The organism is Shewanella sp. LZH-2 (genome assembly GCF_016859145.1).
Classification (GTDB): domain Bacteria; phylum Pseudomonadota; class Gammaproteobacteria; order Enterobacterales; family Shewanellaceae; genus Shewanella; species Shewanella xiamenensis.
The window spans coordinates 3573220-3598897 of the sequence record NZ_CP069350.1 but is presented as its reverse complement, the minus strand read 5'-3'; the positions used below and the strand labels follow the sequence as shown (position 1 = coordinate 3598897).

General features: G+C 46.5%; 26 protein-coding genes. 12 read left to right on the top strand and 14 right to left on the bottom strand.

All coding sequences use genetic code 11. The features are described 5' to 3' along the window. The first annotated feature begins 31 nt into the window (after positions 1-31). From JM642_RS15885 to JM642_RS15875, 3 genes are all read left to right on the top strand, one after another. Positions 32-430, top strand: a complete 399-nt coding sequence (locus tag JM642_RS15885; protein WP_172587413.1) for an STAS/SEC14 domain-containing protein — start codon at positions 32-34, stop codon at positions 428-430. A 19-nt stretch (positions 431-449) separates the two neighbouring features. Continuing rightward, a complete protein-coding gene (locus tag JM642_RS15880) occupies positions 450-881 on the top strand; it encodes a universal stress protein (RefSeq protein WP_037421550.1) in 432 nt (143 codons plus the stop codon). 172 nt (positions 882-1053) lie between these two features. Then, positions 1054-1491, top strand: a complete 438-nt coding sequence (locus JM642_RS15875; RefSeq protein ID WP_055647015.1) for a universal stress protein — start codon at positions 1054-1056, stop codon at positions 1489-1491. Positions 1492-1496: 5 nt separating this feature from the next. Here JM642_RS15875 and JM642_RS15870 read toward each other — a convergent pair whose 3' ends face one another. Both JM642_RS15870 and JM642_RS15865 read right to left on the bottom strand, forming a co-directional pair. Further along, positions 1497-2318 carry a transporter substrate-binding domain-containing protein gene (locus JM642_RS15870; protein WP_239000516.1) on the bottom strand — a complete coding sequence of 274 codons (822 nt, stop codon included), beginning with the start codon at positions 2316-2318 and terminating at the stop codon, positions 1497-1499. A gap of 166 nt (positions 2319-2484) precedes the next feature. After that, entirely contained in the window at positions 2485-3036 is a 552-nt protein-coding gene (locus JM642_RS15865) for a DUF924 family protein (RefSeq protein ID WP_203433844.1), read from the bottom strand. 198 nt (positions 3037-3234) lie between these two features. Between JM642_RS15865 and JM642_RS15860 the strand changes: the two genes are divergently transcribed. The 3 genes from JM642_RS15860 (at position 3235) to JM642_RS15850 (ending at position 5516) form a co-directional block, all read left to right on the top strand. Continuing rightward, positions 3235-3567 (top strand): winged helix-turn-helix domain-containing protein, encoded by a 333-nt coding sequence (locus JM642_RS15860; RefSeq protein WP_037421538.1) that lies wholly within the window; start codon positions 3235-3237, stop codon positions 3565-3567. Further along, positions 3564-5033: an FAD-dependent oxidoreductase gene (locus JM642_RS15855; protein ID WP_203432131.1), complete on the top strand. Its 1470-nt coding sequence runs from the start codon at positions 3564-3566 to the stop codon at positions 5031-5033. The genes JM642_RS15860 and JM642_RS15855 overlap by 4 nt, the downstream gene beginning before the upstream one ends. Before the next feature lie 114 nt (positions 5034-5147). Beyond that, positions 5148-5516 (top strand): hypothetical protein, encoded by a 369-nt coding sequence (locus tag JM642_RS15850; protein WP_239000453.1) that lies wholly within the window; start codon positions 5148-5150, stop codon positions 5514-5516. On the opposite strand, the gene JM642_RS15845 is transcribed toward JM642_RS15850, so the two are convergent. The 7 genes from JM642_RS15845 to JM642_RS15815 form a co-directional block, all read right to left on the bottom strand. Continuing rightward, positions 5513-5854: a DUF2956 domain-containing protein gene (locus JM642_RS15845; RefSeq protein ID WP_203432130.1), complete on the bottom strand. Its 342-nt coding sequence runs from the start codon at positions 5852-5854 to the stop codon at positions 5513-5515. The two genes, JM642_RS15850 and JM642_RS15845, sit on opposite strands and share 4 nt — an antisense overlap. An 85-nt stretch (positions 5855-5939) precedes the next feature. Further along, positions 5940-6758: a heme ABC transporter ATP-binding protein gene (locus tag JM642_RS15840; protein ID WP_050991314.1), complete on the bottom strand. Its 819-nt coding sequence runs from the start codon at positions 6756-6758 to the stop codon at positions 5940-5942. An 11-nt stretch (positions 6759-6769) separates the two neighbouring features. Continuing rightward, positions 6770-7786, bottom strand: a complete 1017-nt coding sequence (locus JM642_RS15835) for an iron ABC transporter permease (protein ID WP_037427112.1) — start codon at positions 7784-7786, stop codon at positions 6770-6772. Positions 7787-7788: 2 nt separating this feature from the next. After that, positions 7789-8742 (bottom strand): hemin ABC transporter substrate-binding protein, encoded by a 954-nt coding sequence (locus tag JM642_RS15830; RefSeq protein ID WP_109277627.1) that lies wholly within the window; start codon positions 8740-8742, stop codon positions 7789-7791. A 93-nt stretch (positions 8743-8835) separates the two neighbouring features. Beyond that, positions 8836-9273, bottom strand: a complete 438-nt coding sequence (locus JM642_RS15825; protein ID WP_172587419.1) for a biopolymer transporter ExbD — start codon at positions 9271-9273, stop codon at positions 8836-8838. Then, positions 9270-10013, bottom strand: coding sequence for a MotA/TolQ/ExbB proton channel family protein (locus JM642_RS15820; protein ID WP_226871904.1), 744 nt, complete (start codon positions 10011-10013; stop codon positions 9270-9272). The genes JM642_RS15825 and JM642_RS15820 overlap by 4 nt, the downstream gene beginning before the upstream one ends. Before the next feature lie 96 nt (positions 10014-10109). Further along, positions 10110-10928 carry an energy transducer TonB gene (locus JM642_RS15815; RefSeq protein WP_188871475.1) on the bottom strand — a complete coding sequence of 273 codons (819 nt, stop codon included), beginning with the start codon at positions 10926-10928 and terminating at the stop codon, positions 10110-10112. A gap of 245 nt (positions 10929-11173) precedes the next feature. Here JM642_RS15815 and JM642_RS15810 point away from each other — a divergent pair, with 245 nt between their 5' ends. The 4 genes from JM642_RS15810 (at position 11174) to JM642_RS15795 (ending at position 16518) form a co-directional block, all read left to right on the top strand. Continuing rightward, positions 11174-13267: a TonB-dependent hemoglobin/transferrin/lactoferrin family receptor gene (locus JM642_RS15810; protein ID WP_203432129.1), complete on the top strand. Its 2094-nt coding sequence runs from the start codon at positions 11174-11176 to the stop codon at positions 13265-13267. A 24-nt stretch (positions 13268-13291) separates the two neighbouring features. Further along, positions 13292-13852, top strand: coding sequence for a heme utilization cystosolic carrier protein HutX (gene hutX / locus JM642_RS15805; RefSeq protein WP_203432128.1), 561 nt, complete (start codon positions 13292-13294; stop codon positions 13850-13852). A gap of 33 nt (positions 13853-13885) precedes the next feature. Continuing rightward, positions 13886-14443, top strand: coding sequence for a heme utilization protein HutZ (gene hutZ, locus JM642_RS15800; RefSeq protein WP_203432127.1), 558 nt, complete (start codon positions 13886-13888; stop codon positions 14441-14443). Between the two features lie 287 nt (positions 14444-14730). After that, positions 14731-16518, top strand: coding sequence for an ABC transporter ATP-binding protein/permease (locus JM642_RS15795; RefSeq protein ID WP_203432126.1), 1788 nt, complete (start codon positions 14731-14733; stop codon positions 16516-16518). A 100-nt stretch (positions 16519-16618) separates the two neighbouring features. Here the strand turns inward: JM642_RS15795 and JM642_RS15790 are convergent, their stop codons facing one another. The 4 genes from JM642_RS15790 to JM642_RS15775 all read right to left on the bottom strand — a co-directional run bounded on the left by JM642_RS15790 (position 16619) and on the right by JM642_RS15775 (position 22696). Then, positions 16619-18223 (bottom strand): long-chain fatty acid--CoA ligase, encoded by a 1605-nt coding sequence (locus JM642_RS15790; protein WP_203432125.1) that lies wholly within the window; start codon positions 18221-18223, stop codon positions 16619-16621. 367 nt (positions 18224-18590) lie between these two features. After that, positions 18591-20024, bottom strand: a complete 1434-nt coding sequence (gene ccoG / locus JM642_RS15785; protein WP_144374738.1) for a cytochrome c oxidase accessory protein CcoG — start codon at positions 20022-20024, stop codon at positions 18591-18593. Positions 20025-20183: 159 nt separating this feature from the next. After that, positions 20184-21650, bottom strand: coding sequence for a sigma 54-interacting transcriptional regulator (locus JM642_RS15780; RefSeq protein WP_203432124.1), 1467 nt, complete (start codon positions 21648-21650; stop codon positions 20184-20186). Positions 21651-22150: 500 nt separating this feature from the next. Continuing rightward, positions 22151-22696: a thioredoxin family protein gene (locus JM642_RS15775; RefSeq protein ID WP_037427092.1), complete on the bottom strand. Its 546-nt coding sequence runs from the start codon at positions 22694-22696 to the stop codon at positions 22151-22153. 203 nt (positions 22697-22899) lie between these two features. Between JM642_RS15775 and JM642_RS15770 the strand changes: the two genes are divergently transcribed. Both JM642_RS15770 and JM642_RS15765 read left to right on the top strand, forming a co-directional pair. Then, positions 22900-24450, top strand: a complete 1551-nt coding sequence (locus JM642_RS15770) for a peptidase S10 (RefSeq protein ID WP_239000452.1) — start codon at positions 22900-22902, stop codon at positions 24448-24450. A gap of 86 nt (positions 24451-24536) precedes the next feature. Continuing rightward, positions 24537-25157, top strand: coding sequence for a LysE family translocator (locus JM642_RS15765; protein WP_203432122.1), 621 nt, complete (start codon positions 24537-24539; stop codon positions 25155-25157). A 7-nt stretch (positions 25158-25164) separates the two neighbouring features. Here the strand turns inward: JM642_RS15765 and JM642_RS15760 are convergent, their stop codons facing one another. Beyond that, a complete protein-coding gene (locus JM642_RS15760) occupies positions 25165-25434 on the bottom strand; it encodes a hypothetical protein (protein WP_169547450.1) in 270 nt (89 codons plus the stop codon). Between the last annotated feature and the right edge of the window lie 244 nt (positions 25435-25678).

Below are 25678 nucleotides of genomic sequence, written 5' to 3'. Positions count from 1 at the left end.
TAACAGGACATTTGTTAGACAAGGAGTATGTATGACTTTGTTAAAGCATGGAATTTCAGTTGGGATCGAGCGTTATGGTGATGATGATTTTTTTGTTGCCTTTAAAGCTATAGGTACCTTAACTCATCAAGATTATGAGGTGATGGTACCCGTGCTCGAAGCCGCGTTAGCTGGGGTGAAAGATCCCGATATTTATGCCTTAGTCGATGTGACTGAGCTTGAAGGTTGGGAACTTCAAGCCGCTTGGGACGATCTAAAACTAGGGGTTAGGCATGTTCGCCACTTTGAACGGATTGCTATTGTCGGTAAAACGACTCTACAGGAGGTGATGGCAAAGCTGGCAAACTGGTTTACTCCGGCCGAGGTTAAGTTTTTTGTCGACAAACTGGATGCCATTACTTGGCTCAAAGATGAGCTTCACGATGACTAGCCATTAAGGAGAACAGATTATGCGTTCAGGTCAAATACTCTGGCCCACAGATTTTTCGGAAACTGCGGCCCATGCGCTACGTTATGCTATTGAAATGGCAAATCTATACCATGTAGGGCTAAAGATTTTACACGTTGTTGAGCAACCTATTGGTGATGAAAACTTTATGATTTTAGCGATTACCCCTGAGGAACTCGCTAAAAGCATGGAGGAGGCCGCAGCAACTAAAATGCAGGCGTTACTCGAGGGACTCAAGACCGAATTACCGATTACAACACTTATTCGCCGAGGCGATCCCGTCGATCAAATCCTCGAGGAGGCAAATAGTAAGGACGTTGGTATGGTGGTGATTGCTAGCCATGGACGAACCGGAATTTCGCACTTTTTACATACGAATGTTGCCGAAGCTGTTGCCAATGGCGCGGCATGCCCTGTATTGGTAGTGAAATAGTCTGTATTGGGTAGATAACAGGGCGCTAAGGCGCCCTTTGTTTTTGATTGCTAAAGCATAATTAATTTTACGGCCTAGCTGCTTGTCTCGAGTTACTGCGATAAAATACAGATTATAAGCAATGCCATTTGCCCTAATATGGGGCGCAACAACCTAAGTGATGGATAAAATTATGCGTACTCAAGAAGTGTTATGCCCTACGGATTTTTCGGCAACTGCCGCCCATGCGCTTAATTATGCGGTTGAAATGGCTAATCTATATCACGTAGATATCCGTTTGCTGCATGTTGTCAGCCCTGCAAGAAGTGCCCATTGTTATGGTATTGCGGTAGATACTCCCGCGACACTTGAGCAACAGTTAGCCGAGTTTGTGGAGACAAAAATGCAGAGTCTACAGCTGCAAATGCAGCAGGGATTAGCGGCTGGACTAAAGATTAAATGTATTGTTCGTCATGGTGATGCGAGCGAAGAGATTTTAGCTGAGTCAGCCGATGCGGGTATGATTGTGATTGCAAGCCATGGCAGCAGCGGCTTAGTGGATTTTTTAAAGCACCATGTGAGTCAAGATATTGTTAGATTGGCGAAATGCCCAGTATTAGTAGTTAAGTAGTTAACTTATAAAGGATCTTGCTTGAGTTTTGATTGATCCACAATGGTATTTGAGGCTTCAGCTTCATTCTCTAGGGACATGAGTTGCCGATATTTTTCTTGTAAGGCGATCAGTGTCCCATCTTCGGTAATTTGTTTTAACCCAAGGTTAAAGTCGTCACGGATTTGCTCGCTTAAAAACGCAAATTTATACTCAGTCGGTGGAAAAATACGATGACATACCGCCACCTGTTTACTCTCTACTTCGGTGAGTTTTCCCTCAATAAATGCCTGTCTAAGATAGTAAGTGAAAATGTTCTTATCCATAACCACGACATCAGCCCTGTGTTTCATCAGCATGTAAACCTGCTGTATTTGCCGAGCTTGTTCTTGGTAACTAGGATTAGCTTTAGTCATTTGAGTAAATTCATCACCTAAGAAGCTTGCTGCACGTTGAAAGGAAACGACTTTTTTATCCGTTAAGTCTTTAATGCTATTAATCGAAAAGTTATTTTTCTCTAGGCTGATTGCGCAATTTTGATAACGAATCGCCACATTAGAGTAGAAAACGTTTTCGATCATGCCTTCTTTTACGTTGATTATGCCGTCTAGTTTACCCTCCCTAAGTTCATGGAAAGTGCGTGCTAAAGGCAAATATTCAATATTGGCGGTATGCCCTTTGACTGCAAGTGCTTGATACAGCAAATCGAGTTCTAGGCCGCTATCAGATTCTTGGATGACATAGGGAGGAATGGAGAGGCTCACGCCAATTTTCAGTTCCGCCGCTTGGATTAATTGGGGATACAATAATGCAATTACTGCTAGCAATGGGTAGCGAATACAGGTCATTCTAGAGACGCAGGAAATATGGTTAGTTTGTTTCATTACGCACTGTTACCTTTCGCACCATTGGCCATCTCATGATGCCCAGAGTTGTCCCCTGACATATCATTGTAAGTGTAGTTTGTTAATCTACAGCCACAGTTATTTTTATCTGAATAAAGCTTGTTTATATTCAAAATGACGAGTTCGGCTGGCGTAAAAAAGCGATTTCTTCTGCTGTCGACTCTCTAGCTAATATTTTGTTTCTATGAGGATAACGACCGAATCTGTCGATAATAGCCTTGTGTTTTAGTTCAAATTCGAGATTAGCGATTGCAGCCTCTCGATTGAACAATTTTACAGCAACTTGATGGATGGCTGGGGATTCGCTATGCATAAAAGGCATAAACAAAAAGGGTACTTGTTTGGGAGAAAGCTCCTTATCAATTTGGAGTGCAACAGCCTCTTGGGCAAGGACCAGCGCAATAGTGTCGGCCTCAAACGCTGCTGGCGTGTCGCGATAGATATTTCGCGAGAATTGATCCAGTACGATGATTTCGGCTAAACGACCTTGAGGTGTCACGCGCCAATGCGCAAGCTCACCGCGCTTGGCTTGTTTTAATAGGTCTTCAAAGCGAGATTGGATTTGTGCATCAAATGTTGGGTCTTTTATCCACCAAGATTGAGGTGAAATTTCCTCAAACCAGAAATGTAGCACTTGCTGTGCGGTCATCATTTGGCCCATCGTTGGCTCTCCCATTGATTAATCTTTTTTACAAATAACAGTGATGGAGAGCTTATACAAGCAAATGCGAAAATGTATCTGTGGGAACAGATGTCAAACGGGTCAATTTGCTCGAATAATTTGAATGAAGGCTATTTCTTATTCACTGAATATCAAGTAGTTTTATATTCACTTGGTCAATATTTGGATTGATTTTTTATGCCCCTCGAATCTGCTACTCAGTCAATATCGAAACAACATAAGGCGTTTTTACGTAAGCTATATTTAGCGCATTTAATGGACGATGATCGGCATAACTTGTTATCACTCAATAAGTTGACTGGAATGCCGAGGCGAACGTTGCAGGATGCTATCGCCGCGTTTGAAGATATCGGCATCCGTGTCGAGTTTATCCAAGATGGCAGTCGAAACAATGCAGGTTATTATCGCATTTTGACCTGGGGGCCAATTAGCAGTGCGTGGGTTGATACACATTTCGAGGAAATTGCCTCAATTATCGGTATCAGTCCATTAAGTGAATCCGTGGCGTGAAAGAGCGCGGATTTTGGTTTGATACCGAAGTTAAATTAAGTCAAAGAACTATTTTAGCTGCGCTACAACATGATATTGCCGCAGACATCGCCATTATTGGCGCGGGCTATTCAGGACTATGGACGGCCTATTATCTTAAGCAATACCAGCCGAATTTATCCGTAGTGATTCTTGAGGCTGGCACCATTGGCCAAGGCGCTTCGGGGCGAAATGGCGGTTGGTTGATGAGCGGTTTTAGTGGCGATGTAGCCTATCTTAATAAGCTTCAAGGTGAGTCGCGCTTAATAGCAAAAGCCTTGATCCAACAAACTATTGCTGAAGTTGCCGCAGTTTGCGCCAAGTATCATATCGACTGTGATTTACACCATGGCGGCAATTTACGGGTAGCCGCCCGTTATCCTGAGCAATTAGCCAATATTCAAGCCGAATTAGCACAGTGGCGTCGGCAAGGTTTTGGCGAAGCGGATATTCGCTGGCTAGATAAAACCGAACTCGATAAACAAGTCTCCATGGCCTACGGCCAAGCGGCGCTTTTTACGCCCCATTGTGCGCGAATACATCCGGCGAAACTCGTCTGTGGTTTGGCTGATCTGGTGCAAAGTTTAGGGGTGAAGATTTACGAGCATACCCCAGTAAATCACATGGCGTATCTCGGTGATGCGCAAACCCAATTACAGACGCCACAAGGAAATGTTCGTGCGGCGATTGTGGTGCCCGCCGTTGAAGGCTATCTTCGCCAATTGGGTGAGTTGGGACGATTTACCTTACCAGTTCAGAGTTTACTGATCGCCACTGAGCCGTTAACGGATGAAATGTGGCAGGACATTGGTTTAGCTAATCGCGCGACCTTTAGTGATGCTAGCCGCATCGTTACCTATGGTCAGCGAAGTCCTGATAACCGTTTGATATTTGGCGCCCGTGGCGGCTACGGATTTGGCGCTAAAGTGCGGACTGAATTTGGATTTAATCCCGAGTGCTTTAATGCCCAATCTCCCGCTAGCCATCGTCAATCGGCTTTTAAAGGGGAATTTGGCTTTCGCTATCAGCTATTGTTGGCGTTATTTCCGCAATTGGCGGATGTGCAAATTACTCATGGTTGGGGCGGTACCTTAGCTTTAGCACGGCAGTTTGCGCCCCACGCTATTTACGATAAAAATGTAGGATTGGGGCTTATTGGTGGTTACGGCGGCGAAGGTGTTGGGGCTGCCAATCTTTTTGCCCGCACGCTGGTGGACTTGATCTTAGCGCGTGATACGCCGCTTACCACTATGCCTTGGGCGTTTAATGCCCCCGTTCAGCAAGTATTAACGCCTTGGGAACCTGAACCTTTACCGTGGCTCGCTTATCATGGCATGAACAAGATTTTTGCATGGGAAGATAGGCTTTACAGCCGTCCAAAGAGTGCAGCTTGGCAAAAAGGCTTAGCCAAGCGGCTTGCGAATCGATTAGAAGGCTTAATGAGTTAATCTACTTATAAACCAGATAGTTAATCAGTAAACCAGAGAGTTAATCAGGCCATTGCTGAGTCATTTCTATTCATACACGATTTATTCATACACGATAAGTACTTTGATGATCCGATGATGTTAACCGAACAGTTTTTCCTACAGGGCCGCGTTAAGCTTGAGATTATTCCCCACGAAATGCGTATGTCCCATTGGGTGTACGCGCCCAGATTAACCGATATGAAAAGCGGACAAGTGTTGCTCGATCTTATCGGCCAATGCTGGGATTGTCAGTCTGCGATTGAGCGGGATAACGCGCTTTGCCTAACACTCGATGGCTACCCCGATAGAGCCAACTGGCTTGAGTTGGCCTTTTTACCCGATACGGGGCGAGTCCAGCTAAGGGCTGGCAATATCGACACTAAGGCGCTAATTGTACAAGAGTTTCTACCACAGGAGCTGACTGGCTACTTTGATACGATACGCGCGAATCTCATCTGTTAAAGGAAGATATATGCCCCAAAACCCAGCCAGCTAAGGACTAACAGGGCGATGGCAGCCCAAGCAATGGGAGTAAATTGAGTCTGTGGTAGCGGAAAATCTTCGCCGTCATCCATCTCGCCAGCCGCGCTTACTTGTTGGTTTTTTGCCCTTAACTGTTGCTTTCTCTGTTTATCCCGCTCGCGAGCTTTAGCTTTTTGCAGTTTTTTATATTCGGCAATGCCCTTTTCAATCCCCTGGGCAATCAGTTTAGTTTGTTCTTTGGTTTGTCCTGGTTTTTGAGTGGCCTTCGCCATGGCTAAGGCATCTTGCTGGGTTTCGGTTGAGATAGTGGTTTTCATCTGTTCACACTGTGACTTAGGTGTCGATTGCAGGGATTATACCCACAACTGTGCCGCTAAAGGCGCTAGTGAAGTCAATTTTGCATTAAAAAATCAGTGGGTAACCACCCTGTGGTGCAGGAATAAACTCAGGTTCGTAATCCCATACTTGGCGAATTATATCAATCGATAATGCATCGTTAGGTGTACCTTCACTGACGATTTCACCCTGTTTGAGGACGATAACTCTGTCGCTGTAACGGGCTGCCTGATTGAGATCGTGCAATACCACAATCACAGTGTAGGCGTGCTTGTGGGCGAGATTTTTTGCTAGCGCTAATACTTTGTGTTGCTGCGCCAGATCCAGTGCTGAGGTTGGCTCATCTAACAGTAAAATCGGCGGGAAGGGGGATTGGCTTAACTGCGTTAACACCCTCGCCAGTTGCACCCTTTGTTTTTCTCCCCCAGAAAGCGTGGGGTAACTGCGTCGGGCTAAATGCAATACACCCACTTCGGCAAGCCATTTTGTGACTAACTGCTGGCCTTCTTTTTGACTCAAGGTTAAGGGATAAAGCCCCATTGCCACCACTTCATCCACGGTAAAGGGGAAGGTTAAGCTGGCATGTTGAGGCAGAACGGCGAGGGATTTTGCCAGTTCAGCCCTTGGCCAATCCACCAGTTGGCAGTGGCCAAGCTTGATGCTGCCTTGCGCAGTGGGGATCTCTTGGCACAGTGCCTTTAACAGTGTGGATTTGCCTGCCCCATTAGGCCCTAAAAGTGCGGTGACACTGCCCGGTTGAAATTGCACGCGAATGTTGTTCAACACCGCCTTATCGCCGATAGCGTAGCTGAGCCTATCCACGGTTAATTGGGTACGTTCAAAATGTTGTTTAGCGACGGGCGCAGCCGATAAGCTCATAGCCATGAAGTTCTCGTTTAGATTAATTTGCTGCGTTGTTGCAGGAGTAAAAAGATAAAGAAAGGTGCACCGATAAGTGCTGTGACTAAGCCGACGGGTAATTCTGCGGGGGGTAAAAATGCCCGCGCACCTATGTCAGCTAAGGCTAAAAGCGCAGCGCCCAAGAGGGCGCTCATGGGTAAAAGTCGTTTATGATCTGGCCCCAAAATCATCCGCACTAAATGGGGAACCACTAGACCAATAAAACCGATAATCCCTGTTGCGGCCACACTCACGCCTACGCCTAATGCACAGAGTAGGATGAGTCTTAACTTAAGACGGTCGACATCAATCCCTAAATGTCTGGCTTCAGCTTCACCCAGTAGCAGGGCATTAAGTGCCATGGCATCACGCTGAAAACGCCAACTCAGCAGCACTAATACCAGTAAACACAGGCCGACATATTGCCATTGAGCTCCCGCAATACTGCCCATTTGCCAAAGGGTTAAGTCACGTAATGCCATATCATTAGCGAGATAAGTCAGTACGCCTATGCCCGCTCCTGCTAGCGCTGCAATTGCCACGCCGGAAAGCAGCAATAACACCACAGATGTGCCTAAACCGTTACTCGCCAGACGATAAACGATCAGGGTTGTGGCTAACCCACAGAGAAAGGCGCCAAGGGAAATCATAAAAGATCCCACGTCGGGAAATAACACGATACAGATGGCCGCACCTAATGCAGCTCCCGATGACACCCCGATAATACCTGGGTCTGCCAGTGGATTACGGAATAATCCCTGCATCACAGCGCCACATTGAGCAAGAATTGCGCCTACCGTAAGGGCTAACAAGGTCCTGGGTAGACGCACGTTACTTACCACCAGTTGCTCATGGGGTGCAAGATTGCCAATGCTTTGCTGGGTTGCCCAATTAAATACCGCACTGAGGGAGTCCATAAGACTAATGCTTACAGGACCTACACTCACCGAGAGTATACTGCTCAGGATGAGGAGCATCATCATTGTGGGCCAAAGCCAGCGATACTGTAACATGGTTATTTTCCCGCCGTTTTACCTTGAGTGAGTAGGGTATCTGCAAGCGTTTCGGCAGCACCAATGGCGCTAATACCTAAACCTCCCAGTAAAGCTTGCGGGGCAAGGGTTTGGATATGGCCATTTTGGCCTGCGGGAGTATGCGCTAGCAGCGGCATCTCCTTTAATAGAGCCTGGGTTGTTTGAGTGTTGGTTTGCGAGTCAGTTTTTTCGCTGCGGTTAGACAGTAAAATCACATCCGGTTGTAAGGCGAGAATGCCCTCTTGGGACAATGTCTTGTAACCTTCAAAGTCTGCAATATTCTTTGCGCCCGATAGCGCAATAATGGTATCGGCAGCGGTACCTTTGCCACCGACTCTGGCTCCTCGTCCTTCCTGTAATAACATAAAGAGGATTTTTGGCTGAGCATTATGTTGGCTGAGTTGTTGTTTTTGCTTATTTAATTTATCTAGCCTTTGATGCAACTCCTGCTTTAGCGGGGCCGCTTTGTCTGTTCGATTAAGCGATTGTGCCAGCGTATCGATATTGCTCATTAATTGTTGCTCATCGGCGCTTGAGGGTAATTGCACTACCTTGATATTGGCTTGTTTTAGTACGTTAAGGGTGGTTTCTGGGCCCATTACATCGGACCCCACAACCAGTGTAGGGCTGAGTGCCATAATGCCTTCAGCGGAAAGCATGCGGTGGTACCCCAGTTTGGCGACTGAGCTTAATTGTTCAGGCACATAGCTGGTGGCATCGACAGCCACTAACTCATCGGCCGCATCTAACGCCAGCACTAACTCGGTGACACCCGCACCTGCGCTCACCAACTTTATATCCTGAGTTGTACTCCAAGCATTAAATGAAAAGAGTGCTGTGACTGCGGGGAGTAGACACAACCATTTATTGAATGCATTGCTATCGGTCGGTTGACTGAGTTTATTAAATCTATAACGCACAGCTTGAAACAACATGGGTAAACTCCTGATCCATCTAAAAGCAAGGTCGAGGTGTTATCAACCTTGCAGGGTAAACGGGTTAAAACACGATTGAGTTAAGGTTTAGGGTTAATGTTCCATCAAAATTTGGGTTTGATTAATGGCGTTGCCCTGCAAAAGTGCCAGTAGCTGCATTAGCGGTTCAACTGGCGCGGCTTTATCGGCAGCAATAATGACGGTGGCCTGTGGTTGAGCCGTTAACTGCGCTTCAAAGGCTGTAGTAAACGCGGTTAAATCAGCAAATTTTTCGCCATTAATCGCCCAGTAGGGTGAAGTCGCCATAATATTGATGGCTATCGATTGCTTATGCTCGAATGCAGTAATGGCGTTGCTTGGGCTTTGAGGTACATCAACGGGTAAGCTCAGCAAACGGCTATTTGCGGTGAGCAACAGAAACACTAAAACAATAAAAATAATATCAATCAATGCCGTAAGATCGACGCTGGGCAGTGGCTCTAAGGCACTGATCCCTGCTTGGGGTAACGACGTGTGGTGAGTGCTTATCATGGCTGAGACTCAAGAGATGCTGCGTGTGGAGTGTTAGGTGTTTGATTCGCCTGATTTCCTAGAGCGAATGCCTGATATAAGTCCTGCTCAAGTGGCTGCTTGTCTACACCGGATAACCATAAGTTAATTTGATTCAGCACATGGCTCGCTTTTAAGCATTGGCTATGCGCCCAGATCCCGAATAAATGGGCGGCGGTAATAGTCGGCACCGCAATAATAAGGCCTGCTGCGGTAGTATTCATCGCCAGCCCAAGCCCCGCACTGAGTTGCGCGGGTGTGACTGGCCCTTGGGACTGGCCAAGTTGGGCAAACATGTCAATTAACCCAAGTACTGTGCCGAGTAACCCCAGTAGCGGACTAATAATCCCTATCACTTGCAAAATCTTAAGGCCCGCTTGCAGCTCCCTTTGTTGTTTATTCAGCCATAGACTGAGTAATTCTTCCCTGAGTGGTTTGGGTTGATGTGCTTGCGCTAACAGCAGTGTTGCGCCACTGGCCAGTAAATCCTGCTGATGGCTGGTTTTAGAGAGTAAAGCTTGAATGTTTTCGCTTGTCGGTTTGGCATCAGAGTGGCGTAGCTCTTTAACCCAAGCTTGTTTTTTTGGGGAGATTGACGCTACGGATTGTTGTAAAAACAGTGCGCTACGCTCAAGGCAAATCATCAAGGCAAGGAATGCACATATCAGCAAAGGCCAGGTGAGTGAACCGAGCTGGCCATGTAGGGTAGAAAAGTCAGTCATAAGCGGTGAGTCTCTATAGTTAGATCTGTTATCAAGCATTCAGCCAAATTCGTTGCAATAGGATTAGCGTGGTTAAGCGATTGCATCGCCACAGGATCAATTTAAGGCGAAGCGAATCGGTACCCTCACCTTGTAATGGCTCGCCAGTTTTGGGCTTGGCGCCTCAAACTGCCAAGTCTCTACCGCCTCTAGTGCCGCTTGATCCAGCAGGCTGACACCAGAGCTTTTGACTAACGTGAGGGCGAGCTGTTGTCCAAATTCGTTAAACATCACTTCAATTGTTGCGGTTCCTTCCAAGCCTTTTTTGCGCGCCATACGCGGGTATGTTGGTTGGGGTGGTTGACTGGCAAAAGTGGGGGATGTGAGTTCAACCACGGTTTGATGAGGCGCCATATTGCTATCCATTGAATTCTGTTGCTCATTCAAGCTTGGTGTTGGTTTGGTTGGCACTAACTCGGCGTGTGGCGCCATTTTTTCTGTGGATTTTAGATTGTCAGTGTTGGCGGTGTAGTGATGCTCCTGCGACTGTTTAGACTTTGGCTGCGCGATGGTTTTTTTATCAATTGATGCAGTAATACTTTGTTTTTGCTCAGTCTTACTTTGAACGTTTTTTTTAGGTGTAGATGTTGTCAGCTTTGGTTGAGCAGTTCGTGTCGATGGTGTAGTAACAGTCTGTACCAATGATGCGTGATGGGTTTTGTTTACAGTGTTACCAGCAGCATCCGATGCCGCAGCTATTTGGGGTTTAGCAAAGTTTAAGGTAACAGGGTTTAAGGTAACACGTTGATGTGATTCACCCTGAATGGTCGGTGAATTGACTATTTTAAGCTGAGCAGGCGTAGGTTGCGAAGCTATAACCCCCGTTTGAATCGCAACAGTTAATGCGCCAAAAGCTAAATATCGTTTTGGTGTCACGGCAAACCTTCCCATTCTCAAAGCATTCACTCATCAATCATTGCTAATTAAGATACACAAATATAAATAAGATCGCAAATGATAATGATTTTCATTTGATCAATTTTATATTCTCAGTTAGAGTGCCTGCAATTGCTAAAGTGAATGCTCAAAAAACTAGCAAAATGCCAAGGTAGGCGAATGACTGTTACGAGTCTTTTTAGATACTAATTGATTAATAAAATTAATAATTTGAGGAAGATAATATGAACAAAAAGCCGTTAGTGATCGCCGTTGCGATGGCACTAAGTAGTACGGCGCTAAGTTTTGCGTTAGCGGCTGAAGAAGGCGTCAAACCCTCTGCGGTTCAGAAGAGTGCTGAACAGGGGGTTGTCGAAACTGAATTTGATGAAGTGTTAGTGAGTGCGACGCGTTTGAGTGAGAAAGTGTCTGAAACCAGTCGAAGTGTTGCTGTTGTCGCAGAAGAGCAGCTTAACGTTTCACAGGCTTCATCGGTTGCCGAAGTATTAAAAAACGAAGCGAATATTAACTTAACAAATGGCCCAAGAGCGACCTCTCAGGGCGTCGAGATTCGTGGTTTAAGCGGTGATCGTGTTTTACAAACGATCGATGGTGCAAGGCAAAATACTAGTTCGGGTCATCGCGGTTCCTATTTTATGGACCCTGAACTACTTAAATCTATCGAGGTGATCCGTGGCCCTGCCAGTAGTTTGTGGGGCAGTGGTGCCCTTGGCGGTGTTGTTGCACAAAATACTAAGTCTGCTCAGGATTTTTTAGCGCCAAATGAAACCTTTGGTGGTTATGTCAAGCAAGGCTATGACACCAATGGCGATCGCACTAAAACCAGCGCCGCAGTCTATGGCCAGCAAGCAACTGTCGATTGGTTGCTCAATGGCAGTTATGTTGATTCCAACAATATTAATACCGGCAATGATGAAACCTTAGTCAACAGCGCTTCTTCAGGAAGCAGTGGACTGGCTAAATTCGGCTGGCAGGCTGATGAAGCCTCGCGCTTAGCGTTATCGGCAAGAGTTAACAAGATTAATGAATTGGTGCCAAGTAATCCTTCTGCCGCTGTGAGTAGCTCAGTGCCTTTAGTGCGCCGCAAAACTGACGATCAAAATATCACCCTCAATTACAGCTTAGCGCCAGCCAATAATCCTTATTTGGATACTCATGTGCAGGTTTATTGGAATAGCACAGATTACGACGAAGACCGTGTCACTAAAGGCCAATTAGATAGTACTGAATACCGCACCGTTGGCATTAATTTGAACAATAGTTCTCAACTCGGTAACACTAAGTTGACCTACGGTGTGGATGGCTATCGCGATACCCTTAAAACTGTCAGAGACGATAAGGGACAGGTTGGGCAGCGTCCTGAGGATATAAATGGCGAAACAACAGTATGGGGAGCTTTTACTCGGGCGGATGTGCAACTGACACAAACGGTAAACCTCGATGCTGCTTTGCGTTATGACAGTTTTAAAAACGAGAGTCATAACCTGAATGCATCTGCTGATGATACTGAGCTATCTCCTTCACTTGGATTAAGTTGGCAAACGCAGCCATGGCTGACCTTAAGTGCGCGCTATGATCAGGCCTTCCGAGCGCCGACAGTGGAAGAAATGTTCTCTAGCGGTACCCATTACTGTATTCCGCCAATACCGGGTTTTTTACCCAAAGGGTTATGTAACACCTTTGCGACGAATCCTAGCCTAAAGTCAGAAGTGGCGCGTAATAAAGAGCTTAAAGCTGACCTTCGCTTCAATGACTTAGCTGGTGATGATGAGTTAGCCATTACCTTAAACATCTTCCGTAATGATGTGGACGATTTTATTGTTCAGCAAGTCTCTAATCCATATCGGGGGATACCAGGACTCGAGCAAACAACCTCGTGGAACAACGTGGAAGACGCTCAATTAACGGGCTTTGAGCTCAGCGGTCGTTATCGCATCGGACAAACGCGTTTAGCGATGAATTATAGTCAAACCCGCGGAGAAGACCGTAATACTGGCGATTATATCGAAGGGATGCCAGCCAATAAGTTTAATGTCGACTTGTCCCAAGGGATTATGGAAGGCGATATGAAGCTAGGCACGCGAGTGACCTATGTTGCCAGCCAAACGAATACTCCTACAGGCTACAGTGTTGCTAAGTATGATGAATACACCCTTTGGGATGTTTACCTTGCATGGGAGCCCGCGATGGGCGTGATGTCGGGCCTGAGAGTTGATTTTGCCATTGAAAACATTGGTGATGAGAAGTATCTGCAGGCATGGCAAACCTTGTATCAGCCCGGCCGTAATATGAAACTGTCTGCACGCTACATGTTCTAAGCCTTGGGATTGAGGATCTACGAAATGACCCAAACAGTCGACATTGAAAACACGGATAACGTGTTGAGTCGCCGAGATTCAAATGCTGAAACCCAGCAAATATTGCGGCAACGATTTGAAACTCAACCAGATTTAATGCCTGCACAATTGGCCAGTGAGTTAGGGATTGCCGAGCTTGAGGTGGTTACCGCCTTACCTCAAGCGCAGCGAGTGTTTTTACCTTTGGCCCATATGGACGAGTTACTACAAAGCTTACCCGAGTGGGGTTCGTTAACCACCATAGTGATGCTTTCGGGCAGTGTATTTGAATTTAAAGGCGATTTTCCCCAAGGAAAATTTGCCCATGGTTACTACAACCTCTACAGCAAAGGGGATGGCTTACATGGCCATCTTAAATTGGATGGCATGCGGGCGATAGCCTTGATCAGCAGACCTTTTAGGGGCAGCGAGAGCCATTCCATTAACTTTTTTGGACCTCAGGGTGAAGTGGTATTTAAAGTTTATTTAGGACGTGACAAGCAAAGAGTGCTTTTTCCTGAGCAAGTGCGCCGTTTTAAAGCGCTGGCCGCTACCTTTGCTGATTAACATTGATGAACGTAATTTATTGAGGAAACCAATATGAAGCCTGACATTTCCGAGCAAGAACAGCGTTTAAGGGACAAACTGTTACCTGAAATTGAGGTCTTTAAACTGCAACGTAAAACCTTACAACTCGCCACCGTCGATACCGATGGTCAACCTAATGCCAGTTATGCGCCATTTGCCTTAGCAGACGATGGTTTTTATATCTTGGTGAGTGACTTAGCGCGCCACGGCCATAATCTTAAACAGTCTACTAAAGTGTCTGTGATGCTGGTGGAGGATGAAGCTGAAGCAAAATCTGTATTCGCCCGCAAACGATTAACCTTTGATGCCATGGCTCAAGCGGTTGCACGTGATACGCCCTCGTTTAGCAAAGGAGTCAGCCTGTTATCCAAACGTTTTGGCGACATGTCGGATAATTTGGCAGCGCTGACGGACTTTAACCTGTACAAGTTAGCGCCCCATCAAGGATTGTATGTCAAAGGCTTTGGCCAAGCCTTTACTCTTACAGGCAGTGAATTACTCGATGTGAACTGGAAGCGTGATGGTCACCATGGCACCCCAAAAACGCCTGAAGATATGCAGGTAGCTTAGATATCTGTGTTTTACACTTCTGTACTTTGATCTTGCCCTACTCAAGGCGCAATCATAAACCCGCTATCAATGCGGGTTTATTTTTGGCTTTTATATTCTTAGCCTTGAATTTTTGCTTTGCTAGCATCACTTTGGTTATCGTGTGCGCTTTCTTGTGTGCTCAGTTCATTGTCATTTGTGCTAAGTTGAATGACAAATAAAGCCGAAGGATAACAAGAGTGAACAAACCGCTCATAGAGCCCACCGATTCGAGCATTCCACCTCTTCGACCATTATTGGAGTCCATTGTGTCTCAACAATCTTCACACACCTCGGTTCGCCAACGGGCAGTATTGCCATGGATTTGGCAATTTCTTAAGCCCTATCGTTTGCGAGTTGTCGCGGCGATTGTATTTTTATTGATCGGTTCTTTGGCCTGGTTATCCCTCGGCCAAGGCGTGCGGCTGATGGTGGACGAAGGTTTTATTAAGGATAACGCCCAGCGGCTGAATGAAATTATTCTATTGGTGTTGCTCATCACCGCAGTGAGTGGCACTGCGGTGTTTTGCCGTTTTTATCTGATGACATGGCTTGGGGAGCGTGTCAGTGCCGATATTCGGCTTGCAGTTTATAATCAATTACTTAAATTATCTCCGGCATTTTATGCCAAGGTGCGCACTGGTGAGGTGATTTCACGTTTTACCGCCGATTCAACCTTACTGCAAACCGTTGTCGGTTCGAGTCTCTCTATGGCACTACGCTCCGGCGTGACGGTTATTGGTGGGCTGGCGATGATGGGGATCACCAGCGTGAAAATGACGCTGCTGGTGCTACTGGCCGTGCCTTTGGTGTTGGGGCCTGTCGGTTTCTTTGGCCGAAAAGTGCGAACCTTAGCGCGCGAAAGCCAAGATAGGGTGGCGGATTTGGGGGCTTATGTGGATGAAACCTTGCATGAGATCCACACTGTGCAGGCCTATGGCCATGAGGATAAGGACCGCAGCCTGTTCAATGGCCGTGTCGAAGATGTGATGACCGCCGCCAGCGGCCGCATTCGTTACCGCGCGCTGCTGATTTCTTCAGTGATGTTCCTCAGTATTGCTGCCATTGCGCTAGTGACTTGGGTCGGCGCCCACGATGTGATGTCAGGTAAGATGACGGGCGGCGAACTCTCAGCCTTTATGTTTTATGCCGTGATGGTGGCAGGCGCGGTTGCGACCATTAGTGAAGTGGTCGGGGAAATCCAACGCGCCTCGGGCGCCGCAGAACGCTTAATCGAATTAGCCGAAACTGAGGTCGATATTCCGGCGCCACTGGTGCCTAAAACTCTGCCAGATAAAGTACGCGGCGAGTTGCAACTGCAACAACTTGACTTCCATTATCCCGAGCAAACTCAGTTAGTGCTCAGCGACTTAGACCTTGTAATAAATGCCGGCGAGCGGGTGGCTTTGGTCGGCCCGAGTGGTGCCGGCAAGAGCACGCTATTTCAGTTATTACAGCGGTTTTATGTGCCTTCATCGGGCAGTATCTTATTAGATGGGATTGATATTGCTGCGCTTTCACCACCGGATTTGCGGGCGCAGTTTGCGCTGGTGCCGCAGGACTCAGTGATTTTTGCCACCAGTGTGCTGGAAAATGTGCGCTATGGCCGCGTCGATGCCAGCGAGCAGGAAGTGATTGATGCCTGTATTGCGGCCCGTGCCCATGAGTTTATCAGTGAATTTAATGAAGGTTATCAAACCTATTTGGGTGAGCGCGGTGTGCGTTTATCCGGCGGGCAAAAACAACGCATTGCCATTGCGAGGGCCATTTTAGCCGACAGACCTATCCTATTACTCGATGAGGCCACCAGTGCACTCGATGCCTTGAGTGAGCAAAAAGTGAAGCAGGCGCTTGATGAGTTAATGGCGGGCAAAACTACGCTGATCATCGCCCATCGGCTTGCAACCGTAATTAATGCCGATCGAATTATTGTGTTTGATAAGGGGCGAATTGTTGCCAGTGGTAAGCATCAAACTCTAATGCAAACCAATGATCTATATCGAGAGTTTGCCAGTTTGCAGCTGCTAACGGATGAGGTTAACCCATTGAGCGAGTAAGACTTGGATTGGGTAAAAGGCTCAAATAAAACCCCAGAGTGCTACCTGGGGTTTTATTTTGGATTTAAGACTGCTCAAATTAACTGATGTTTACCCAAGTTTAAGGCTGATTTTTAAGCTCTCTGCGCAGAATTTTACCCACGGTACTCTTAGGCAACTGCGGCATAAATTCAATCAACTTAGGTAGCTTGTAGGCAGTGAGTTGCTCTCGGCAGAAGTTGAGAATGGCGGTTTTCATCAGTTCAGGGTCTTGGCTGTCATCCTTGAGCACGATACAGGCTTTGACTGCTTCTCCAGAGTGCTCATCCTTTACGCCAACTACGGCGCATTCGATGATATTTGGGTGGCTAGCAAGCACGTTTTCGACTTCATTAGGATAGACGTTAAAGCCGGAGACAATAATCATATCCTTTTTACGATCAACGATTTGATGGAAGCCTTCCTCGTTCAGAATCGCAATATCCCCCGTTTTAAAGAAACCATCAGCCGTCATCACATTGGCCGTTTCTTGGGGATTATTCCAATAACCTAGCATCACCTGTGGGCCACGGGCGGCGAGCTCACCAGCTTCCCCTTGCGCGACTTCATTACCGTTTTCGTCTAACAGTTTGACCTCAGTGCCGAGAACGGGCTTACCGATAGTGCCAATCTTTTGATATCCCGGTGCATTGAGCGAGATCACTGGCGAGGTCTCGGATAAGCCATAACCTTCACTGATGGTATTGCCTGTGGTTTGCTGCCATAGATTGGCTGCGGCAGCGGTCAGCGCTGTACCGCCAGAAATAGTGATTTTTAAATGGCTAAAATCTAGCGCCTTAAATTCGGGTTGATGGCACAGGGCGACAAATAAGGTGTTAAGCCCTGCAAAACCGGTAAAGGGGTATTTCGCCAGCGTCTTGATTAAGCCATTAATATCACGGGGATTTGGGATTAATACCGAGCAACCACCACATTCAAAATACAGCACCAAGTTCACCATAAAGGCGTAGATATGGTAAATCGGCAGTGGCGCGACAAAAATATCTTCACCTTCGGTGATAACACTGCCGATGCGGGATTTTACCTGCGCCGCATTGGCGAGCATATTGCCGTGGGTCAACATGGCACCCTTAGAAAGACCCGTTGTGCCACCGGTATATTGCAGCGCGGCTAAATCGCCTAAGGCGGGCATAAAGCGCGTAAACGGTAGCTCTGCACCTTGTTTTAATACGTGACAGAACTCGACATTTTTAAGCCCCGTTTTGGGCTGAACTTGCGGATCGATAAGATCTAACGGGTGGGTCGAAATCACCAATTCAATTGGTGTGGTTGCAACCACTTTGGCGAGGGTTGGCAACAGATCTGACAATACCACTAAGGCCTTAGCGCCTGAGTCATTAAACTGATGGATAAGCTCACGTTCAGTATAAAGCGGGTTAGTGTTGACGAGAATCAGGCCTGCTCGTAGTGCACCATAGGCGGCGATGACGAATTGGGTAATATTGGGTAATTGAATCGCGATCCGATCGCCAGGTTTTAGGTTAGTGTTATTCTGCAAATAGGCGGCAAAATAGCGTGAATCGCGTTCTATCTCATTGAAGCTACTGCTTTTACCTAAGCAAGCATATGCGGTTTTATCGCCAAAGCGTTGGCTAGTGCGTTCGATTAAGTCTATGAGTGAAGAGTATTTGCCAAGTTCGAGTTGTGACTCTTGATCGTATGCCATGCCTAACTACCTCAAATCGGTTTAGTCGTTATTATTATTTTAAAATCAAACGAGTGTTTAGATTAGAAGGATTCAACCTATAAGGTCAATGTTTATCGCCAAATAATTCTATCCAAAGATTGCTACTATCTTTATGTTAAAAATAGTGTTTTTACTCTATATGGGCGGAGTAGAGTTAAGTCTTTATTAACTTGGGTATATTAGGGCGTGTTGATGTTTTAGGGGCATTTTTATAGCAATTGGTAGGTGAATTGGGGGAAAGAAAGGGCGCGCAATAGGATGTGGCCATTTTAAAAACCAATAAGACGCTCAATCGATGGCGTCTTATTGGTTGTCTACAGCTAAATGGGAGCGTTGAGGCTATGAATTAAGGGCTAAAGAAGCCGGTTTCTTGGCTGACGCTTTGTTTGGGTTCGCTGACATCGGTTACCGAGAATTCGATAAGTTTGCGTCCCGCAGGGATAGCATTCTTATCGGCTAATACTGTCACGGGGTAATCTGCTTGTTCACCCGCCGCGAGGGTGATTACCGGGTCGGCAATTAAGCTGAATGGCATTTCGCTGTTGACCGCGAGTTGGTATTGCTTGGTTTGTTGAGTCTTGTTACGGATCTTCAGCTGGTAGGTATTTTCAACTTTATTATCGGCGGTTTCGCGGTACAGACTCTGTCTGTCGCGAATGACGTTAAGCTGAATCTCACTGCGACTGGAGAGATCTAAACCTATTACAACCAACATAATAACAACGGCAGCGCCGTAACCTAAAAAGCGTGGCGAGCGCAAATTGGAATGGGTGATGCCCTTTAATTCATTCTCGCTGACATAGCTAATTAGGTTTTGTTTGTAGTCGAATTTTTGCATGGTTTCATTACAGGCATCGACACAGGCGCCGCAGTTAATGCACTCGTATTGAAGGCCTTGGCGAATATCAATCCCCGTCGGGCAGACCTCAACACATAAATTACAGTCAACACAATCACCGAGTTCGGTTTGTTGCTTGCGTTTACGGGGGCCGCGTGCTTCGCCGCGTGTGGCATCATAGGTCACGGTTTTGGTGTTGGCATCGAACATCACGGCCTGAAAGCGCGCATAAGGACAGCAGTGTAAGCACATTTGTTCGCGCATCCAGCCAGCGTTTAAGTAAGTGCAAATCGCGAAAAACCATACCCAGCAGGTTGTCCAAAAGCCGGCGTTGCCAGTAAAAATATCCAAGTAGAGTTCACGGGCTGGGATGAAGTAACTGATAAATCCACAGCCAGTAATCAAGGCGGCTAATCCCCACAGGCTGTGTTTGAGCGTTCTTTTACTGAGTTTACTCGCAGACCATGGCGCCTTATCGAGCAACTTGCGTTTATTGCTGTTACCCTCAATTTGGCTTTCGAGCCAGACAAACATAAAGGTCCACGCGGTTTGTGGGCAAAGATAGCCGCACCAGACCCGTCCCCAAAACACGGTTATAAAAAAGAGGCCAAAAGCCGCGGCAATAAACACCCAAGCGAGTAAGGTGAAATCCTGTGGCCAGAGCGTGAGGCCAAAAAAGAAGAATTGTTGCTGACTCACATCCAGCAGTATCGCTTGCCGACCATCAAATGAAATAAACGGCAGTGCAAAAAACAGCAGTACTAACAGGCTATTCATTGTGGTTCTGAGACGCTGAAAATAGCCTTTCTGCTCTCGGAAATGAATCTGGCCACTGCTTTTGTGTGCAGGCTTATCTTCCGCCTGGATATTTTTTACCGGGATAAATTGCTCGGCAGAGGGATGTTTGGCGTTCTCTCTGTGTTGGGTGTCACTCTTGGGCATATGCTGTCCTAACGGCTTAAATAAGATTCGGCTCCCTATAGCAAGCGTTAGGCCAAAATAATTTGCATTTAACTATTTGATATTTATTGATTTAAATTAGATTGGTTTTTATGTGTGTCGCGATATATCGTCAATTGGCGATATATCGCGTTTTTGAGACTATTCATCATTAGTGATTTGACGTGTAATCCCGAGCTTCTTCATTCGCGATCTGAGGGTACTTGGCGGGACGCCGAGTACCCTGGCTGCGCCGTTTGTGCCCGAAATACGCCAGTTCAGCAGTTTTAATGTTTGCTCAATATGCTGTGCTTCTGCCTCGGCCAAGGTTTGTAATGGTGAAGCCGCGGTTTGAGTCTGTAGGTGATTCGTGGGCATGGCATGGATATGTAAAATATCCGTTTGAGATAATATAGCCTCACGCTCAAGGATATTCTGCAATTCGCGTACATTACCAGGCCAGCTGTAGGCCATTAATTTTTTTAGGCCTTTTTGACTTACCCCTCGGATTTTTTTACCCAGCTTACGGTTAAGGGAGTGCAGTATATGGCTGACAAGCTCGGGCATATCCTCCAGTCTCGCCCTGAGCGGTGGCACTTGGATTGGGAAGACATTCAAGCGGTAATAGAGATCCATTCGAAATAAGCCCTGTTCAACGCGTTTGAGTAAATCATGATGACTGGCGGCGACTAATCGAATATCGACCTTGATGGTTTCGCTGCCGCCGAGTCGTTCAAAGGATTGCTCTTGGATCACTCGCAGTAACTTAGATTGCGCCTCCAAACTTAATTCGGCCACCTCATCGAGAAACAGTGTACCTTGATGGGCGAGTTCGAAGCGGCCCTTGCGCTGTTGAGTCGCACCCGTAAAGGCGCCTTTCTCATGGCCAAACAACTCACTCTCTAACAGTGAGGCTGAAAATGCCGCACAGTTAACGCTGATCATGGGCTTATCTTTGCGGCGACTCAGTTGATGTAAGTTGCGGGCAACCAGCTCTTTGCCTGTGCCATTCTCGCCACAAATCAATACGGTACTGTCGGTATTGGCCACCATATGCAGTTGCTGGATCATATGGCGGATCACCGCGCTACTGCCCGAAATATCCACATCGCCAGTCTTATCGGCTAACTCGGCTTGGAGATAATGATTCTCACTGGCCAGTTGCTCCGACAGAGCTTGAACCTGTGCTAAAGCCTGGCGTAGCGACTGCTCGGTTTGTTTTTGAATACTGATGTCGCGAAATATCGCGACTACGCCGATAAGCTTGTTGTCCCGATAGACTGGCGTAGAGCTGTAATGCACTGGAAAGCTGCTGCCATCCTTACGCCAAAACACATCGTGGGTAATTTCCCTTGCTATCCCATCCTTCAAGGTGTTGTAGATGGGGCAATCTTCTTGGGGATAATGACTGCCATCCGCATGGCTATGATGATGGCAATTATGGATATTTTTGCCGAGTAATTCTTCATTCTTCCAGCCCGTCATGCGCTCGGCGGCGGGATTGATAAAGACAGCATTACCATTTAAATCAAACCCATAAATGCCTTCACCCACGGCATTGAGCAGTAACTGATTCTCTGGCAGAAAATGTTTATCCAAGGGCATTGCGGCGGGCTGTGTTGATGTCATTCCGTTGATTCCTTAATACGAATGAGTGCCCTGAGTATAACCCCTTGAGTCGTGTCGCGATATATCGCGAGTTACTTTGTCATGTTTGAATAGAATGGTTTAGAGGCTAGCTTAGAGGTCTGACCATTAACTTGTTGATAATAAAAAGCTTATATTTTAATCAATAGAAAGTTTTATTTAGTGCTGGCTTAAATTGCTAAATTGTTATAAAAATGTTTCATGAATATTATTGGCAAGGTTGAAATAGACCAGTACGCTTACCCTTATATGGGAATATGCATTACTTCGCTAAGATATTTAAGTAACTCGCTAGTTATAAAACTATTTTTATAGTGTTTTGGGGTTAGACGGCTGTTGAGAGTACGGAGTGATTTTCTGCCCACCTTTCCGGAAAATTGCTTTCTACTGATTTGAAGTGTGCAAAAAGGCTGCGATGCAGCCTTTTTTATTGCGCTCTCAATACTCCATTTTTGAAGATTAAGCCAAATAAGCAAAATAGATTACAAGGCTTTAGCCTGGGCTAAGCCATTAAGCACGGCATCGATGGTGAGTTTTGACGGTAGTACTATGCCGTTAGGCGCTCTTGGACCATAGACCTTATTGTAAGGTGTACCCGGTACTCCTTCATGTTGCATGTAGTTCGCGATGGTGGAATCGGCTTCGCTCCAATTTCCCTGCATCAAAATAATCTTGTCGGCCATCAGTGCATTCACCACTTGCTCCCTATGGGTGACTTCAGCCTTATTGGTTTGGCAAATGCTGCACCAGTCTGAGGTGATATCCACAAACACTGTGTAGCCTTGGGCGACCAGTGGGGCGATTTTTTCGGGGGCCAGCGTGCGCCACTGTAGCTTTTGATAGGCTTGATAATCTTCGCCTTTATGCACAAAACCGATAATTCCGCCTAGGCCAACGGCGAAAAATCCCAACACAAAAATCACCGCCAGTGGAATGCGCTTACCTTTGCTACGTTGCCAGATTAACAGACCAATCGCGCCCACAAGTAATGCGAGAATGACCAGACTGATAAGAGTGATAGTGCCCATAGATGCCTACATGAGTTTCCGATAATCCAATCTATCTTAGCGGCTAACAGCTTAAATCTGCGTGAATTTATGCTTTAAAAGCCGATTAAAGCTTTGACGCATTCGGTTGCAATTGTGCTTTTGCGCCGAGTGCACAGTCTTTGTAAGCTGGTGCACCAATAAAAAGATCACAAAATAACCACTACAGAAGGGAAGAATAATTGATGCGAGCGCTAACAGAGAAGCAAACGCCCTCAAAACTGAAATGGGCAAGTGTGCTGCTGCCCTTGTTATTCACTGTCTCCATAGTCGGTCATGCCGAGCCCGCGCAAAAAAGCGAAGCCAAAGTGGATAAGTTAGTGCCAGAGGTGGTGACCACTAAGCATAAAATGACGATTCAAAATCAGAAGATCAGTTATCAAGCCATTAGTGGTGAGACCATTTTAGAGGATGATAAGGGGGAGCCTCAGGCTAGTATCTTTTCTATTACTTATTTAAGGGATGATGTGCAGGACAGCAGTAAACGCCCAGTCACGTTTATTTTTAACGGTGGCCCAGGTTCAGCCTCGCTTTGGCTGCACATGGGACTCTTTGGGCCCAAACGCGTGATTGTGCCCAGTGATGCCAAAGATGATGGTGCGGCACCTTATCGGATTGAAGCAAACGATTACTCATTACTCGATGAATCTGACTTAGTGTTTATCGATCCTGTGGGTACCGGTTTTAGCCGCGCCCTGGGTGAGAAGAAAGGCACCGATTTTTGGGGAGTAAAAGAAGATGCCCAATCCATTGCCGAGTTTATGCGCCGTTGGTTGATTGAACATAAGCGTTGGAATTCGCCCAAATACCTTGCCGGTGAAAGCTATGGTACGACGCGAGCCGCGGCATTAGTGGATGAACTTCAAGGCGGCTGGACCGATATCTCTGTCAATGGCGTGATGCTGATTTCATCGATTCTCGACTTTAGTCACGCTCGCTATCAACCGGGCAACAACCAACCCTACATTGGTTTTTTACCGACCATGGCGGCGACTGCGTTTTATCATAACAAGGTCAGTGATGCCGATAAGGCCTTGGGGCTCGAAGCATTTGTCGAACAGGCGCGTCAATTTGCTATTAAGGATTACGCCTTAGCCCTATTACAGGGCAGCCGTTTAGCGCAAAGTGATTATAAAGCTGTACGCAAACAGTTGGCGCGTTTTACGGGCCTGAGTGAGTCCTACCTCGACAGAGTAAATTTACGTGTGAGTGCGAGTCGCTATACCAAGGAATTGCTCAGGGATCAGGATTTGACCATCGGGCGGTTAGACAGTCGCTATACTGGCAAAGATTACGATAGTGGTGGTGACTCGACCGATAACGACCCGTCAGGATATGGTATTGATGGTGCTTATACAGCGGCTATCCATCAATATCTGTATGAGGATTTAGGGGTTAAATTATCACGCCCCTTCAACGTACTTTCCACCGATGTTAACCGTGGCTGGAACTGGAATATTAGCGGTAAACAAATGCATTATGTGAATGTGGCACCCTATTTAGGGCAGGCGCAGCGCGAGAATAAAGACTTGCGTATTTTTGTCGGTAACGGATATTTTGATTTCGCAACGCCCTTCTTTGCGACTGAAAATACCTTTGCCGATAACGGCATTGATAATAGCCGCGTCACTATGCATTACTACAAGGCGGGTCATATGATGTATGTAGAGCCTGCATCGCTTGCGCAACTGGTGCAAGATATTCGCGCTTTTTATCATCCCAACGGGGTGAAATGAGAGTGACCGTATTGCTAGGCCAGTGTTAAACTGCAACTCCTATGAGGGCCCTTTTGAGGGCCTTTTTATGCTTTAAAGGGTTGAAAATGAGCTTTAGTACTTGGTTGGGACTATTGGCGATTTGTTGCTTGGGCGCTATGTCCCCTGGGCCGAGTTTGGCGATGGTCGTGCGTCATACCTTAGGCGGTGGTCGCGGGAAAGGGATTGTGTGTGCTTGGGCGCACTCGATTGGCATAGGGGTCTATGCGCTAGTCACGCTACTTGGTCTTGCGGTAATGCTGAAAAATGCGCCTTTGGTTTTTAATGGGATAGCGATTTTAGGCGCGCTCTATCTGGCATGGATGGGGCTCCAAGCATTACGCTCAAACGGTGGCATGCAGGCAAAACTTACAGCGGGGGAGGCGACGGATACGCTCACGGCGGCGCGCGATGGTATCGCGATTTCCCTGTTCAATCCTAAGATTATGCTGTTCTTTTTAGCGCTGTTTAGCCAGTTTGTGATGGTTGCAGATAGCTTGACGGGTCAAGCACTTATCGTACTAACACCACTGGTAGTTGATGGGCTCTGGTACACCTTAATTGCGTTAGTGTTGTCCCATTCGAGTGTATTGCCTAAGTTGCGGGAAAAGGCGGGCTTGATTGATAAACTTTCTGGTGTGGTATTGATTCTGCTGGCAATACGGGTGCTGTATAGCCTCTATGTGTAGTTGTTCACTATTTTTTGAGCATATAACTTGGATTGCCCGCCAAATAGCTAGTACCGCTAAAATTAGGTTTCACGCATCTGACGGCGCCATCTAACATTGCTAATTCTTGAAATTCCGAAGTAAGAAATAGCTTTATGTGGCAATGGAGATCTTGGGATTCGTGCTTAAATACTGCCAGCAGATTCTCAGGGCTACCAGCTTGTTGATAAACTTTGGTTAGGTGATATTGATGTGCGCTTAATGTTGATTGTGAAATAAGCGCATCACCTAAATTCACAATAAACCACTCACATGTTGAAAGCATAATAATTTACCTTACCTGAACTCGGGGTAACGAGTGTCGAAAAATCTAAATTTAATAAACTAAATCAATGTCATAAATGATTTTTTTTGAAAGGAAAAATCTTTTCTTTCTGACTGAGTACGCAGATTTTCGCGCATATCAAGGCGCTCAGTCGTACACGATAGCGAGCTATGGTTAGACAGAGCAACGCACAGAGGCCCGAAAAGATGCCTATTCA

Bases quoted from the DNA above. Each gene is read 5' to 3' on its own strand.
- JM642_RS15885 (WP_172587413.1), top strand. From the start codon at position 32: ATGACTTTGTTAAAGCATGGAATTTCAGTTGGGATCGAGCGTTATGGT.
- ccoG (WP_144374738.1), bottom strand. From the start codon at position 20,024: ATGCCCAAGAGTGACACCCAACACAGAGAGAACGCCAAACATCCCTCT.
- JM642_RS15860 (WP_037421538.1), top strand. From the start codon at position 3,235: ATGCCCCTCGAATCTGCTACTCAGTCAATATCGAAACAACATAAGGCG.
- JM642_RS15825 (WP_172587419.1), bottom strand. From the start codon at position 9,273: ATGATAAGCACTCACCACACGTCGTTACCCCAAGCAGGGATCAGTGCC.
- JM642_RS15865 (WP_203433844.1), bottom strand. From the start codon at position 3,036: ATGGGCCAAATGATGACCGCACAGCAAGTGCTACATTTCTGGTTTGAG.
- JM642_RS15790 (WP_203432125.1), bottom strand. From the start codon at position 18,223: ATGGCATACGATCAAGAGTCACAACTCGAACTTGGCAAATACTCTTCA.
- JM642_RS15875 (WP_055647015.1), top strand. From the start codon at position 1,054: ATGCGTACTCAAGAAGTGTTATGCCCTACGGATTTTTCGGCAACTGCC.
- JM642_RS15830 (WP_109277627.1), bottom strand. From the start codon at position 8,742: ATGTTGTTTCAAGCTGTGCGTTATAGATTTAATAAACTCAGTCAACCG.
- JM642_RS15850 (WP_239000453.1), top strand. From the start codon at position 5,148: ATGATGTTAACCGAACAGTTTTTCCTACAGGGCCGCGTTAAGCTTGAG.
- hutX (WP_203432128.1), top strand. From the start codon at position 13,292: ATGACCCAAACAGTCGACATTGAAAACACGGATAACGTGTTGAGTCGC.
- JM642_RS15820 (WP_226871904.1), bottom strand. From the start codon at position 10,013: ATGACTGACTTTTCTACCCTACATGGCCAGCTCGGTTCACTCACCTGG.
- JM642_RS15870 (WP_239000516.1), bottom strand. From the start codon at position 2,318: ATGACCTGTATTCGCTACCCATTGCTAGCAGTAATTGCATTATTGTAT.
- JM642_RS15780 (WP_203432124.1), bottom strand. From the start codon at position 21,650: ATGACATCAACACAGCCCGCCGCAATGCCCTTGGATAAACATTTTCTG.
- JM642_RS15840 (WP_050991314.1), bottom strand. From the start codon at position 6,758: ATGGCTATGAGCTTATCGGCTGCGCCCGTCGCTAAACAACATTTTGAA.
- hutZ (WP_203432127.1), top strand. From the start codon at position 13,886: ATGAAGCCTGACATTTCCGAGCAAGAACAGCGTTTAAGGGACAAACTG.
- JM642_RS15810 (WP_203432129.1), top strand. From the start codon at position 11,174: ATGAACAAAAAGCCGTTAGTGATCGCCGTTGCGATGGCACTAAGTAGT.
- JM642_RS15765 (WP_203432122.1), top strand. From the start codon at position 24,537: ATGAGCTTTAGTACTTGGTTGGGACTATTGGCGATTTGTTGCTTGGGC.
- JM642_RS15835 (WP_037427112.1), bottom strand. From the start codon at position 7,786: ATGTTACAGTATCGCTGGCTTTGGCCCACAATGATGATGCTCCTCATC.
- JM642_RS15880 (WP_037421550.1), top strand. From the start codon at position 450: ATGCGTTCAGGTCAAATACTCTGGCCCACAGATTTTTCGGAAACTGCG.
- JM642_RS15770 (WP_239000452.1), top strand. From the start codon at position 22,900: ATGCGAGCGCTAACAGAGAAGCAAACGCCCTCAAAACTGAAATGGGCA.
- JM642_RS15775 (WP_037427092.1), bottom strand. From the start codon at position 22,696: ATGGGCACTATCACTCTTATCAGTCTGGTCATTCTCGCATTACTTGTG.
- JM642_RS15845 (WP_203432130.1), bottom strand. From the start codon at position 5,854: ATGAAAACCACTATCTCAACCGAAACCCAGCAAGATGCCTTAGCCATG.